This is a genomic window from Enterococcus sp. AZ103, assembly GCF_051714685.1.
GTDB classification, from domain to species: domain Bacteria; phylum Bacillota; class Bacilli; order Lactobacillales; family Enterococcaceae; genus Enterococcus_A; species Enterococcus_A alishanensis.
Map to the genome: position 1 here is coordinate 1223551 of NZ_JBIOSI010000001.1, position 12749 is coordinate 1236299.

At 36.0% G+C, this 12749-nt stretch carries 13 protein-coding genes; 6 read left to right on the forward strand and 7 right to left on the reverse strand.

The features are described 5' to 3' along the window. The first annotated feature begins 55 nt into the window (after positions 1-55). A complete protein-coding gene (locus ID741_RS06340) occupies positions 56-301 on the forward strand; it encodes a helix-turn-helix domain-containing protein (protein ID WP_049220601.1) in 246 nt (81 codons plus the stop codon). Positions 302-411: 110 nt separating this feature from the next. Continuing rightward, entirely contained in the window at positions 412-1998 is a 1587-nt protein-coding gene (locus tag ID741_RS06345; RefSeq protein WP_049220604.1) for a DNA primase family protein, read from the forward strand. Between the two features lie 540 nt (positions 1999-2538). Here the strand turns inward: ID741_RS06345 and ID741_RS06350 are convergent. Both ID741_RS06350 and ID741_RS06355 read right to left on the reverse strand, forming a co-directional pair. Beyond that, the gene (locus ID741_RS06350) at positions 2539-3015 is read right to left on the reverse strand and encodes an LptM family lipoprotein (protein ID WP_049220606.1); all 477 of its coding nucleotides are present in this window, start codon (positions 3013-3015) and stop codon (positions 2539-2541) included. Positions 3016-3034: 19 nt separating this feature from the next. After that, positions 3035-4798, reverse strand: coding sequence for a MucBP domain-containing protein (locus ID741_RS06355; RefSeq protein WP_438719435.1), 1764 nt, complete (start codon positions 4796-4798; stop codon positions 3035-3037). A gap of 162 nt (positions 4799-4960) precedes the next feature. Here ID741_RS06355 and ID741_RS06360 point away from each other — a divergent pair, with 162 nt between their 5' ends. Then, positions 4961-5305 carry a helix-turn-helix domain-containing protein gene (locus tag ID741_RS06360; RefSeq protein WP_225844227.1) on the forward strand — a complete coding sequence of 115 codons (345 nt, stop codon included), beginning with the start codon at positions 4961-4963 and terminating at the stop codon, positions 5303-5305. A 210-nt stretch (positions 5306-5515) separates the two neighbouring features. Here ID741_RS06360 and ID741_RS06365 read toward each other — a convergent pair whose 3' ends face one another. The 5 genes from ID741_RS06365 to ID741_RS06385 form a co-directional block, all read right to left on the reverse strand. Next, positions 5516-5764, reverse strand: a complete 249-nt coding sequence (locus tag ID741_RS06365) for a hypothetical protein (RefSeq protein ID WP_049220607.1) — start codon at positions 5762-5764, stop codon at positions 5516-5518. Positions 5765-5809: 45 nt separating this feature from the next. Further along, the gene (locus ID741_RS06370; protein ID WP_438719436.1) at positions 5810-6238 is read right to left on the reverse strand and encodes a hypothetical protein; all 429 of its coding nucleotides are present in this window, start codon (positions 6236-6238) and stop codon (positions 5810-5812) included. Next, complete coding sequence (locus tag ID741_RS06375; RefSeq protein ID WP_438719437.1) at positions 6238-6696, reverse strand: JAB domain-containing protein; 459 nt, start codon at positions 6694-6696, stop codon at positions 6238-6240. Before ID741_RS06375 ends, ID741_RS06370 begins: the two co-directional genes overlap by 1 nt. Beyond that, positions 6689-6934: a hypothetical protein gene (locus ID741_RS06380; protein WP_049218451.1), complete on the reverse strand. Its 246-nt coding sequence runs from the start codon at positions 6932-6934 to the stop codon at positions 6689-6691. Before ID741_RS06380 ends, ID741_RS06375 begins: the two co-directional genes overlap by 8 nt. Positions 6935-7850: 916 nt before the next feature. Further along, positions 7851-8177, reverse strand: coding sequence for a hypothetical protein (locus ID741_RS06385; protein ID WP_049218454.1), 327 nt, complete (start codon positions 8175-8177; stop codon positions 7851-7853). 794 nt (positions 8178-8971) lie between these two features. On the opposite strand from ID741_RS06385, the gene ID741_RS06390 reads away from it, so the two are divergent. The 3 genes from ID741_RS06390 to ID741_RS06400 are packed head-to-tail and all read left to right on the forward strand — an operon-like array spanning position 8972 to position 12747. Further along, positions 8972-10915, forward strand: coding sequence for a BglG family transcription antiterminator (locus ID741_RS06390; protein WP_049218457.1), 1944 nt, complete (start codon positions 8972-8974; stop codon positions 10913-10915). A 1-nt stretch (position 10916) separates the two neighbouring features. Next, the gene (locus ID741_RS06395) at positions 10917-11372 is read left to right on the forward strand and encodes a PTS sugar transporter subunit IIA (RefSeq protein ID WP_048718006.1); all 456 of its coding nucleotides are present in this window, start codon (positions 10917-10919) and stop codon (positions 11370-11372) included. A gap of 22 nt (positions 11373-11394) precedes the next feature. Beyond that, positions 11395-12747 (forward strand): PTS galactitol transporter subunit IIC, encoded by a 1353-nt coding sequence (locus ID741_RS06400; RefSeq protein ID WP_049218459.1) that lies wholly within the window; start codon positions 11395-11397, stop codon positions 12745-12747. Positions 12748-12749 lie beyond the last annotated feature (2 nt).

A 12749-nucleotide genomic window follows, 5' to 3' on the forward strand; every position in this document is an offset into this window, starting at 1 on the left:
TAGATTATTCTGTAAATACGAAGTTATTCAAAATGAATAGAAATGAGGCGTGTGTATGGGAACAATAACAAACACGGGAGAAAAAAAGCTATCAATTAAAAAAGAGCGTGATCCGACCAACTTATCAACTCCAACAGCGAAACGTTACTTAAATAAAAAGGAAGCAGCAGAGTACTGTGGAGTTAGTTACAATACGCTGCAAAAGTTTATACATAGTGGTCTTAAAGTAGTGATGATTGATTCTTTAGTTAGGATTGATCGATATGATATTGATGATTTTTTTCAGCATTATAAAAAATAGATACGTGGGGCGCTGAAAAGATTCGATTCAAACGTTTCAAATATCACTATCATAAATGGAAATAAACACACCGCAAAAACATTTAATAAATATTGAAAGGATTTATTGCAATGAATAAAATTTTAAAATTGAAAACACCAACATATTTAGACGCGCTTATACAAAAAATTAACTCTCAAAACATTTCGGATGAATATGTTTTTGAATATGGAAAATCCGCTTTAGATGAACTTACTGCTTATGTTGAACTAGAAAATGAAGGTGTAGCTAAAAATTTACAAAAACGTCTTCCAGCACAACTACCTAGCCTTGATTGTGCTGTACTCCTTGCTCGACTTTATGAATTTCGTAAAGTCCATATGAGTGACAATTCAAAAGATACACTTCTTTCTGTTTACGATAGCGATACGGGATTATATCGTAGCGACAAAGAATATCTCGAGCAATTAGTAAAATTAGTTTCACCAAATAAAACTATGAGACAATGTGAAGAGGTTGTTTCAGATATTAAGACATTAGTACCAGTCGCACACAGAACAAACGCTAAACATTTGATTGCTGTGGAGAATGGAATCTTTAATAAGGAAACAAAAAAATTGGAATCATTCAAACCTAAATACATCTTCTTCTCAAAGTTGGCTATAAAGTATAACGAAGCGAGAGCACTCCCACAGATTCAATCGAATGACGGTTTTCACTGGAATGTCGAAGAATGGTTAACAGAACTTGCCAATAATGATAATGAAGTATTAAAGCTTTTCTGGCAAGTTATTTCAGATGCTATTCAAGGCAATTTTTCAAGAGGTAAAGCTATTTTTTTCTTTTCACAATCTGGTAATAATGGTAAAGGGACCATTGGACAACTGATTAAAAACATTTTAGGCAATGGAAATTATAGTAGTTTAAGCATTGACGATTTTCGACAACCTTTTTTAAAAGCTCAACTTGTAAATGTGATTGCTAATATTTCAGATGAGAATAGCGTCGATCAATATATTGATTCTGTTCGTGACTTCAAAGCGAGTATAACAGGTGATGATATAATAATTAATGGTAAATTTGAGAAACCTTATCCATTCCAATTTCAGGGTGCAAATATCCAAATGTTAAATGGATTGCCCAAAACCCGTGATAAATCCGAGTCGTTCTACCGTCGAATTATACTAGTGCCTTTTTTAAAATCATTTCAGAATAATGGCGAGCGTAAAGAAATTAAGAATGATTATATTGCTAGAAAAGACGTTTTGGAATACGTTCTGAAAAAAGCTCTGCTATTAGATTTTGATGAATATATTGTACCTGAAGTTAGCCTGAAATTAATGGATCAATATAAAGAGATAAATAACTCCGTTCTAGAGTTTTGGAAGGAGATTAAGACAGAATTAGCTTGGGATTTTGTCCCTCGAAATTTCTTGTACGATCTTTATAAATCATGGTTTTATCAGAGTACACCTTCAGGTCGAGTGTATAGTAGGCAGCGCTTTTATGAAATTATTAGCGGGATTATTGAAAATGATAAACAATGGACTCTTTCTGAGTATCCTATAACTGTTCAAAAAAGAATGGATGCTGATGAGCCGCTCATTACTACATATAGATTAGAAAACTGGTATGATCAAAGTTATTCAGGTAACAGTTTAAAACGAGCCCGAGCTTTTGAACGAGCTGATCGATATCGAGGGATTTGGAAAGTTTAGATATGTAGAGGTACAGGAAACTGTATCTCTTTTTTGTGCATAAGTACAATAAACAATCTTAGACGTGTGCAAAAAAGAAAGTAATAATGGGTGATATATCAGTATTTAGTACAATTTGAAAGTCACAGACACAGAAAACACAGAAATGAATAACCTTAGTGGTATTAACAGCCCCATGTCCAATAATATATATTTTCTATATTATATTATTTAAACTTGTGTATTTTGTGTTTTACCTACTTTGATTTGATGTATCAACGATTCGTGTACACAAAAAGCACAAAACTAAATTTTATGCTATGAAATACTGTGTTAGTAGTGTTTTTGTATTAACAAATAATCTTGAGTCGATTTGAAAATTCTTAGTATTTAAAAAGGTTGCTTGCAGGGATAATCAAAGACTTAATTTGTTGTGGGAAGGATTTTTAATTAATGACACATCTCTAGTGTACTAATCTATATCCTGTTTGTAGAGAGGACAGGTTTTAAAAAGTAAAATCCCTCACCGTAACAATGGCGAGGGAAGGCGGTGTGAATACATTAGTTTCCTGATTTTTTCATCATTGTAATTGTTCCTTCTTTTCTACCTGCTTTGTAAACTATGCCAGTAACCTTATCGCCTTTCATTTTCAAATCTCGTATTTCTCTAACTTTCCATTCATTTCGCACTGAAAAACCTGCTGCTAGTGTTAAAGTTGCACTGTCGTCTGATTGATCAATAGTTGCTATAGTCTCAGATTTACCAGCTTTTTCAGCTTTTTCTACGCGTTGTTGGTAGGTGCCGGCTTCGCGCTCAAAGTCGTCGAATGTGTTGTAATATTGTAGATAATAGATAACGCCATCGCGATTTTTTCCAAAATATAGACCTCCGTGCAAGTCATCAGTGTCTCCCTTCGTTTTCAACTCGTACTCAAATGCTTGTTTATTAAAAACTTCGTTGAAATCTGCTTTTTTGCTACATGAGCTGAGAGCAAAAACAGCAAAAAGTATGGCTACAAAACTAATAATCTTTTTCAATTTGAAAAACTCCTTTTAACTAATCAATAAAAAGCTGCGTTGCGTATACTTCATTTCTTACAACATGAACACCGATTCCAATTTTGCTGAAACGAGAGCTTAGCATCGTTGCTTTGTGTCCAGTGCTATCAAGCCATTGGTTGTATAGTTGCAAACCAAGTTTGTTGCCATCACGTTCGCTTGTGTTGCGATCGGCAATATTCTCACCGGTTTGTCTGTAGTTAATACCTAACTGATCTAATACAGTGAAAAATGCAGAATTATTCGGACGGATGTGGTCAAAGTTAGTTTCTAACTCTTGTGCGCGGATTGCTGCCGCGTTATTTAGTAATGCCACTTGGGAAACAGGAGCTACTCCGGCTGATGCACGTAGTTCGTTTACTTTTGCTAAAATTGTTGATTTCAGTTTTGCTGTTTCTGTTTCGTTTAATTTTTTGAATGTGTATACATCAAACTCGTACTCGTATGTTTGACCGCCGATCCAGTTTTTGGTTGCATACGTGACTCCATTTGATAAATCATATTCGTTTGGATCAAGTCCTAGATTTTTTGTGGCAGGTTGATATGATTCTCCTTGACTGATTGTTTTAACAATTGTTGTGTAGTACACATCATCAACGTAGATTTTTAAATTAAACGTATCAATCAACGGAACTTTTTTGTAGTCAAATGTGATAATTATGTCTTTATCAACAGTCACCGTCTTGATGTTGTATTCATTGAGTACGTAGCCTTCGATTGTTTCTGCTTGGGCTGTGTATTGTTTGCCGCTTTCGACGTCAGTGCTTTTTGATTTAATGATTTCTCCATTGCAGACAGCATTGACTGTTACTTTGTATTTTGATGGTGCAACTGGATCTTTTGTGTAATTAAAGGTGATTGTTTTATCACTATTAACGGTTACAATTTGTGTGTTATCGCCTTTAAGCGTGTAACCCGCATATGATCCAGCATTCGCTGTGTATGATTTTCCTTTTTCTACAGGCACTGTGAGATTTCCTAATAATTTGCCATCTGAACCTACATGTTTAATTGTCACATTATATTTGGTGACTGGTGTAGGATTTTTGGTGTAGTTAAAGGTAATGGTTTTGTTGCTGTTTACAGTTACCGTTTGAGTATTGCTGCCTTTTAAGGTATAGCCACTGAATCTTTCAGCTTTTGCTGTATAGTTTTTTCCTTTTTCAACAGTTGCTGATACGGATTTTAGTGTTTTACCATCTGATCCAACATGTTTGGTAGTCACAGTATATTTTGTTACAGGTGACGGGATGGGTTTTGGCGTAGGTGTTGTTGTTTTGTTAACACCATACCAAGCGATACCTTCATCACGCCATCCGTGTTTTAACAAGTTCTTTTGCTCACCATAATTCACAGTGTAATTATGTGACCCTGCTTTTGCGTTTGGATTGTATGCACGGTAGAGTGGTACAGCTTTCTTGGTATCTGAGTACCATCCAATTCCTTCGTATTTCCAGCCAACTTTTACAAGATGGTTTTTCTCGTTGGCATTCATTGTGTAATGATGATCGCCAGCGTTTTTGTTGTAAAGGCGATAGATGGCATTTCCACTATTTGGTGCGGTCCAACCAATACCCTCTGATTTCCATCCGACTTTTACTAAATGATTCTTTTCATTTGTATTGGCAGTATAAAAGTGTTCACCTGAATTTGGGTTGTATAGCCGATGCATGTCAGCAGCTTCTGCTGCATCTGCAAATACGATTGTTGCCGATATCGCAAGTGCAGATAACCCCAATGCTAAAATATTCTTCTTTTTCAATTCTAAATCCTCCTTTTTTTGTAGATGGTTTTGATGCAGGGAAAAATGTTGATTAGCGTTAGCGATGTATTGATAAAGATGAAATGATACATATATAGCGTATTTTACACTAATGTAATACATTTATCATCTGATTTTTTAGGTGAAAGAAATCTATCATAGATGAGAGAGACGAGGTGGTATGCTATTCTAAATGATCAAATTTCGCGTCAAATACGATTTTATCGTAAAGAACGCAAGATGACATTAGCTGACTTAGCTGTAAAAAGTAATATTGATGATACTTATCTTGGACGTGTTGAGAGAAATGAAATCAATATAACGCTTAACACATTGGACAAAATTATTGATGGTTTAGGGATGACCAATAGTCAATTTTTCGCTTTCTTGGAATTCGAGGAAAAACAGCCAGATATTTACAAGTTAATACAGAAAATATACGAATCACAGGAACGTGACAAAATACTTGATTTGATTAAGGGTATATTGGACTTATATCCGAGCTGACTAAAGCTACTCTTTGCAGAGAGTGGCTTTTTCTTTTCCTCAAATCCAAACCGAAAACGATATAAAAAAGACTCAACCGTAAATCGGATGAGTCTATGATATATCAATATTTTCTTAGTTGTAAATAGGTACGAGAGTCATGATTTAATTTTCGTTTTTGTATAAAATATTTTGTTAAAAATTAATTTTTAACATATGTGTCAAGTTACATCAATCTTTTGTTTTGTTGACGATCCTTTCGATTTTACGGTGAGTGTGATGTGCATACACCCGTGCAACAACTTCTGGAATTTGTTTATGTGCTGGGTCTAGTAAGTTAAGTTGTACCATGATTTCGCCAGCTTTTTTGTAGCGATTTTGGATGGTTTCGTCGTCGTCATTTTTGTCAGATATCAACATCAATTCATTTAGCTCTTTTTCCAAGCCCACACGTTCTGTCGCGGTTAAGTTTGTTTTCATTATAAGTTTTTTACCTCCGTTTTTTTTCTGCTTATGCACCAATTGCTAAAGTGGGAACTCATAATCCTCAATACTTGGAGGTTTGGATAATTTAAATTTACCCACTAATTCATCTAAGCGCGACTCGTACTCACAAATATATAATCCTGCTATAAACTTAGCGCGAGCATAATCACCAGCTCTCGATAAATCAAAAACACCGTGTGTGAAAAAAATATTAGTGTTAATTTTGCTATGCACCGAAACAATGCTCGTTTTAAAATTAAACTCAACAATGAAGACATGAATACCATCATGAGATTTTTGCGACCAGCTTGTTTTTTGCCGTGTGTAATAATCATGAATCAACTTAACCGCGTTGTCGTCGTATTTGTTGATATATTTGTCAACTACCAGATAGGATAAATAAGTTGTTCGCTTTTGATTCATGATTCGTTTTTTTTCGCGTGTCGTTAGTACACTGACATTTGACATTAAACCAGCCTCGATTCTTCACGGTAAGAGTAATAAGTATTGTTGTCAGTCACGATTATGTGATCAAGTAAATCAATTCCAATTAAATCACACACTTTCTTCATCCTCTCCGTGAATGCATCATCATTTGTTGATGGTGTAGGATTCCCGCTAGGATGGTTGTGTAGAATTGCTATTCTGGCGGCATTCGATAATAACGCTCTTTGCATTACATCGCGAGGGTGTGCTATTGATTGATTTAACGATCCAACACTAACGGTTGAATAGCAATTGATTTGATTTTTAGTATTTAGACAAACAACAATTAGATGTTCACGACATTCTGTGCCGATCACTTTACTCATCCAATGAGCTAGATCAAAAGATGACACGATCTTCTCAGGAATATCCTTATTATTGCGTTTTCTTTTAACCTGTTTCAACGTCATGATTTCCTCGCATATAAAATTATTATTCATACCAAAAGTCCTCCATTTCGATTTTTGCATTTTGCTCTCTTTCAAATCGTTCCATTTCTTTTCTTTCTAAATCAGTTTTACGCTTTTCTTCAATCCGATTTTTACGATCACATCGATACTGTTTTATTTTGTGGCGTAGTGTTTTTACAGCAAAGTGTGCAAGAATTACGCCAAAAACGAGAATATAAAACGATAGATCAGCACCAGCAAATAAATCCATAAAAATATAGTAGATCATTAATGTTTGCTCCTTTTTCGTTCGTCATACAGTTCACCGTCGACATTTTTAATGGCGAAAGCACTTTAAAATAACGCGGCGTAAGCCGATGGAGCACCGACACGTTAGTGGCGGCAAGGAAAACAGCGTTAAGCTGATTGACGCAGTAAGAGTGCGGACCGGCTCCTGCCGGTTGACGGAAAATACGGCTGAGTATTTTTTGTCATACAGCGCTCTTATGCTCTTTCCCCGGTGCGCTTCGATAAGGCACCAAAAGCGCTTCCTCCCCGAAAACGCTGGTATATTAATGTTTCTAGGTCATGGTTTTTGTTACCAGAAGCGTCGAGGGTGTCTCCTCCCTGTTGTAAACCTTTAGTGGCGTGAGGGAGGAGACGCTTCCTCTCCCTAAAATTTAGTATTTTTTGTATGCGCAAGCGCTAGGGGGTGGTTTTTAGTCGATTTTTATTAAAGAGCAACGGGGCGTTAAAAGTTTTAGAGGAATTTGCTGCGGTTACGCGCACGAGAAGACTGTCTGTCAAGACCGTGAAAATAACGTCTCAAAAAGGCGGTGGGACGAAGTGAGCAAGATTTTTTGAATTGAGTTAAAAGAATAATTTCGTGAACGAAGTGGGGACCCGCTGACTTTTTATGTTGCTTTAAAAAAAGAGATGTTTGGCTGCACGGAGGTGCAAGCAAATTGTTAGCGGAAAGGTAGCATACTGTTAGCAAAGTGTTAGCAGATTGCTATCAATATGATGTGCGAGGAAAGTCGATGGCGGGTGTGCTGTCAAAATGGTAGCAAGTAGATAACAAGGTGTTAGCAATTTGCTGTCAAAGTGGTAGCAACTAGTTAAGCCGGTTTCGTGAAAAAAAAGAGGACAGCTAAATAGCCATCCTCGTATCACGCACGGTATTCGATACCGAAAAACGTTTTTTATTATACTAATTGCGATGTTGTACATTCTCGAGCAACGACTTTTAGCAAGCATACTGACTCAGCTGCTGATAAGCCGTTTACTCGTTTGATTACACGTCCTTGCGCGATCGCGCGACTCAGCAGCATTCTGACAGCAGGAAATCTGTAATCCCATAATTTCAAAGGTACGTCGTTTAAGTCAGGGTCTTTTGATTTACACGCAGATTCTGGTACTAATAATTCGAGATCATCAAATGCTATCGCGTCTGCCAACTCTAAGTAAAATTCCTCGTGTGAGATTTTGTTTTCTAAATACAATCTGCGTTGTTGATCATAGTTAAATACCATTAAAGTCACGCTCCCGATATTTTATCAAATGATTTACCGGGGCGTAAGTCCATGATTTTACTTCTCAGGGTGGTTAAAAAAGTAGGCTCACTTGATTCTCAAATTACTGCAAATCATCGCAAATCTTTGATATCAATTTGTCCGAAACACTAGCGTATATTCGCTTTTTTTTACACAATGCAAATTTGCGCGCAAAAAAAGACTCTAAATGCTAGCAATTTATGCACAAAAAAATGTATATTTATATTTTCTTGTTCCATTGAAAAATCAGTATTTTCGGATTAACATATAGGAACCGTATCATAAATGATGATATTATTATTGGTTTACGAAAATTTCTGATAAAAACACTATATAAGTCTTCACCTTGTCAAAGATAGAATTTATAGAAAAGTAAATGAACCCTCAGAGTATCTATGTAAAATGATAACCTGAGGGCTTATTTTTTATGCAAATATTTTATCGAATCATAACTAAACTTAATTACTCATTTTTATGATTCAATCGAACCAAATCGTGACATCATTTTAATGGGCCCTTGTACTATTATTTTTAATCATTAAAATAACAGGTCTTTTAATTACTAAACGTAAATCCTAATTTTTATTCTAAAAATTGCGTTTTTTCTTTTATTTATATAGTTGTAACTAAAGATTGGTAAACTAAGTGGTTTCTTATGGACTTTCAAAGAACTTCCACAATAGATAAGGAACCTTATGTAATTGTTAGCGCTTATACTGCATGGTATCTTAAACGTGTAAGGAAGAACGTTAGCTAACAGAAAGGTGATACCCATGAACAAAAGGCAAATTAAACTTGCGCGCTTGCTAATTGAACATGATGAATTTTTACCTGCTTCTTTTTACAGTAAAAAATTGTCTGTCTCAACTAAAACAGTATTTCAAGATTTGGAGACATTGAGACTTTTCGTCAAGCCCTATTCTATTGATATCGAAAGACTTCCGTCAGTGGGGATTCGTTTATCAGGGCAAGAAGAAGCAAAAATAAGATTTCTGAATGAACTAGAAGACGAGCTTTCTCAAGATCAACTCTCTCCAGTTAATCGGAGAATCAAAATCATACGAAGTGTTTTTTTTGAAGAGTATACCCCGACCCTAGAATTGCTATCAGATCAGTATTTAGTGAGTAAAACTTCTCTTTATAACGATCTGAAGATTATCAATGAAACGATTGCTGTAAATAACATTGAGATCATATCTAATAATGATGGATTGAGCACTCAAGGGCCGGAGAATAAGATTCAACCAGCAGCCAAGCAGTTAGTCTCACATTTTTCAAGTCTCTTAGAAGAACAATCCATTAAATTCAAGATGGGTCACTTCTTCGAAAAACAGCTTGTAGAAGTAATATTCAAGGTGCTGCTAACAAATTTTCAAAAGCTCACAGAAAATGTCTCTGATTATTATATGGAATCGTTGATGACAACTGTTTTAGTTCAATGTCGACGAATTCAGCTAGGCTATCATGTTGAAAGCGAAAATGACTATCTTTTCAGCAGTATTCGTTACATGGAGACTTTTGTCGTTGCGAATGAAATGACTGAACAAATCTCACAAGAAAGTGGACTCTTTTTTAGTGAAGCAGATAAGGATTACTTATCTCGACAACTTTTTGCTCACCGAGTAACAACCGAAGCGAAGGCTAGCGATGATGCATATGTCGATTTAGTCTATCGGCTGATTTCCCGAATGAGTAAAATCGAAAAAGTTGATTTGACTCAAGATCAACACCTATTTAATTCACTGCTTTATCATATTCCAGCCATGATCCTGAGATTGAAACGTGGAATTCGGATTGAAAACCCATTACTGGAAAGTATTCGTGATCAATATTCTGAGCTTTTTAGTATCGTCTGGTATGCACTGGTAATTGTTGAGCAACAGTATGATGTGATTTTGAATGATGATGAAATTTCATTAATCCTTATCCACTTCCAAATTGCACTGGATCGTCAGTCCAAAGCAAATAATATTATTATCGTTTGCCAATATGGAATGTCTTCTGCCCAATTTATCTTTTCAAAAGTGCGGAAGTTTATACCTGCTCACGACAATGTCGAAATATCGACAATGGAAAAGTTTAATCAGAGTGATAAAGAAAATATTGATTTGATTATCAGTTCCATTGATATTCCACAGTCAAAAATTCCTTTTGTAAAAGTAACTCCTTTGGTAAGTGATCAAGACTATATCAAGATTATGGAAGCTTATACTAAATATCTGATACAAGGAGATCCCTTTGGAGTAACAGACTCATTAGATAGCAATTTCGTAACAGAGACATTAAACAAGTACATCAAAACAGATTTGGTTGAGCTACAAGCAGATTTTTCTAGTAAAGTCGACTGCTTAAATAGCATGATAGACGAATTAGAAAAATGCCAATTTGTTACACCAGCATTTAGAAAATCTGTCTTTGAGCGAGAAGAAATTGGAAATACTAATTTGGATAGTGGGGTGGCATTGCCTCATGCTGATCCAACAACGATCATGAAATCGCACATTTACTTTGTCACACTTAGAAAACCAATTAATTGGGGTGACCGAAATGTGAAGTTAATTATCATGGTGAACCTCGGAGAAGAAGACTTACAAGAAATCAGAGAGGTTGTTGAGGAACTTTATCAATTTATCGATGAGAAGAAAAAAGTTGATGCACTTGTAAAAATAAAGTCTACCGAACAATTTTTACAAATTTTCAGTACTGGAGGAATTTGAAATGTTTTTTGATCAAGGATTGTGTTTGTTTCATACCAAACCTGAAAATCAAGAGCAACTATTTAGAAGCATGTATAAAGAGCTTTATCAAGCCGGATGTGTCAAGGCAAGCTATATCGATGGAATTACTGCAAGAGAATCGGAATACCCAACTGGTTTGGAGTTTAATGGTGTTGGTTTTGCAATCCCACACACCGATTCTGCTTATGTTAATAAGTCTCAAATCTGTTTTGCATCATTGGATGAACCGGTTATCTTTCAAGATATGACGGATAAAAATCATGACATTGAAGTGAATTTAGTATTCATGTTGGCGATGGCAAGTCCGCATGAACAAGTAGAAACGCTGCAAAATCTAATGACACTCTTTACAGAAGAAGAGAAGGTCAAAAAGCTGCAAGAGTTATCATCACAGGAAGAATTTATCAAACTACTAAGTGACTCTGGAGTTTATTAGACGATCAAGGAGGAAAAAGTTAATGGATGCTATTATGCATGGTATTGAATGGTTTATTGGATTAGGATCTACAGTTTTCTTACCGGTTATCATTTTTATTATTGGTTTATTCTTTGGATTGAGGCCGGGGAAAGCGTTTATTTCCGGGATAACGGTTGGAATCGGGAATATTGGATTAGGATTGGTGTTGGATTTACTGTCTGGTGGTTTGGGAAGTGCCATCCAGCAAATGGGTGAAAAATTTGGTACTTCTTTAAATGTTCTTGATATTGGGGTTGGGGTTGGCGGTCCCTTAGCCTTTTCGACATCACTCGGAATATTGATGATTCCAATCTCATTGATTTTGAACTTTCTTTTAGTAATGCTGGGTTGGACTAAAACGTTGAATGTTGATATTTGGAATTTTTGGTTTCCCATTTTCTTAGGTTTGCTTGTTCAAACTGTAACTGGAAATTTCTGGTTTGGGATTATCGGAGCAATCGTTGCCGTTCTTTTACAATGGATCTTAGCAGATGCAGCACAAAAAGAGGTCAGTGAATTTTTTGGCTATCCAGGAATTGCAATTACTCATATGATGGCACTATCTGGTGTTTTATTTGCTAAACCGATGAACTGGATTTTTGATCGCATTCCAGGATTTAATAAAATCGATGCGGATGCCGAAAGTTTGACGAAGAAATTTGGTGTTTTCGGGGACACAGTCGTTATTGGATTGATAATCGGGATCGTTGTAGGGATTTTAGCAGGATATGACGCAGCGGGTGTTGGTTTACTCGGGATGCAAACAGCGGCAGTTATGAAGGTTATGCCTAAAATGGTCGCAATGTTCATGGAAGGATTGCTACCGATCGCAGAAGCAGCTAAGGACTTTACCGATAAAAAGCTAAATGGTCGGGTAGTAAACATTGGGATGGATGCAGCTTTAACGGTTGGACATCCAACAGTTATGTCTACTTCATTATTATTAGTACCAATCTCATTGCTGCTTGCGGTGGTTTTACCTGGAAATCAAGTTTTGCCATTTGGTGATTTGGCCTTCTTCACATTTGCGATCTGTTTGATGGTTCCCTATTTTAAAGGAAATATTATTCGTTCATTAGTAGGGTGTTCTCTGTATTTGATCATGACTTTTTATCTATCCACTTGGTTGGCTCCTATAGTTACGGATCTTTTTGCAATGGCAAACTTCGATGTGGGCACATCAGGCACGGTAACTATGCTATTGAGTGGCTTATGGCCAGCTGGACTGTTTGTATTATTGGCACAAAGGCTAGGAATCTTCGGTATTCTCCTTTTGGGTGTAGTGATTCTAGTAGGGATGCTCTACTTTAACAAGCTTAAAGGAAGCAAAGAAAAAAGTGTTCAGGAAACATAAAT

Excerpts from the sequence above, each read along its gene's own strand:
- ID741_RS06340 (WP_049220601.1), top strand. The coding sequence starts at position 56 with ATGGGAACAATAACAAACACGGGAGAAAAAAAGCTATCAATTAAAAAA.
- ID741_RS06400 (WP_049218459.1), top strand. The coding sequence starts at position 11,395 with ATGGATGCTATTATGCATGGTATTGAATGGTTTATTGGATTAGGATCT.
- ID741_RS06370 (WP_438719436.1), bottom strand. The coding sequence starts at position 6,238 with ATGTCAAATGTCAGTGTACTAACGACACGCGAAAAAAAACGAATCATG.
- ID741_RS06365 (WP_049220607.1), bottom strand. The coding sequence starts at position 5,764 with ATGAAAACAAACTTAACCGCGACAGAACGTGTGGGCTTGGAAAAAGAG.
- ID741_RS06385 (WP_049218454.1), bottom strand. The coding sequence starts at position 8,177 with ATGGTATTTAACTATGATCAACAACGCAGATTGTATTTAGAAAACAAA.
- ID741_RS06345 (WP_049220604.1), top strand. The coding sequence starts at position 412 with ATGAATAAAATTTTAAAATTGAAAACACCAACATATTTAGACGCGCTT.
- ID741_RS06395 (WP_048718006.1), top strand. The coding sequence starts at position 10,917 with ATGTTTTTTGATCAAGGATTGTGTTTGTTTCATACCAAACCTGAAAAT.
- ID741_RS06375 (WP_438719437.1), bottom strand. The coding sequence starts at position 6,696 with ATGAATAATAATTTTATATGCGAGGAAATCATGACGTTGAAACAGGTT.
- ID741_RS06360 (WP_225844227.1), top strand. The coding sequence starts at position 4,961 with ATGAGAGAGACGAGGTGGTATGCTATTCTAAATGATCAAATTTCGCGT.
- ID741_RS06380 (WP_049218451.1), bottom strand. The coding sequence starts at position 6,934 with ATGATCTACTATATTTTTATGGATTTATTTGCTGGTGCTGATCTATCG.
- ID741_RS06390 (WP_049218457.1), top strand. The coding sequence starts at position 8,972 with ATGAACAAAAGGCAAATTAAACTTGCGCGCTTGCTAATTGAACATGAT.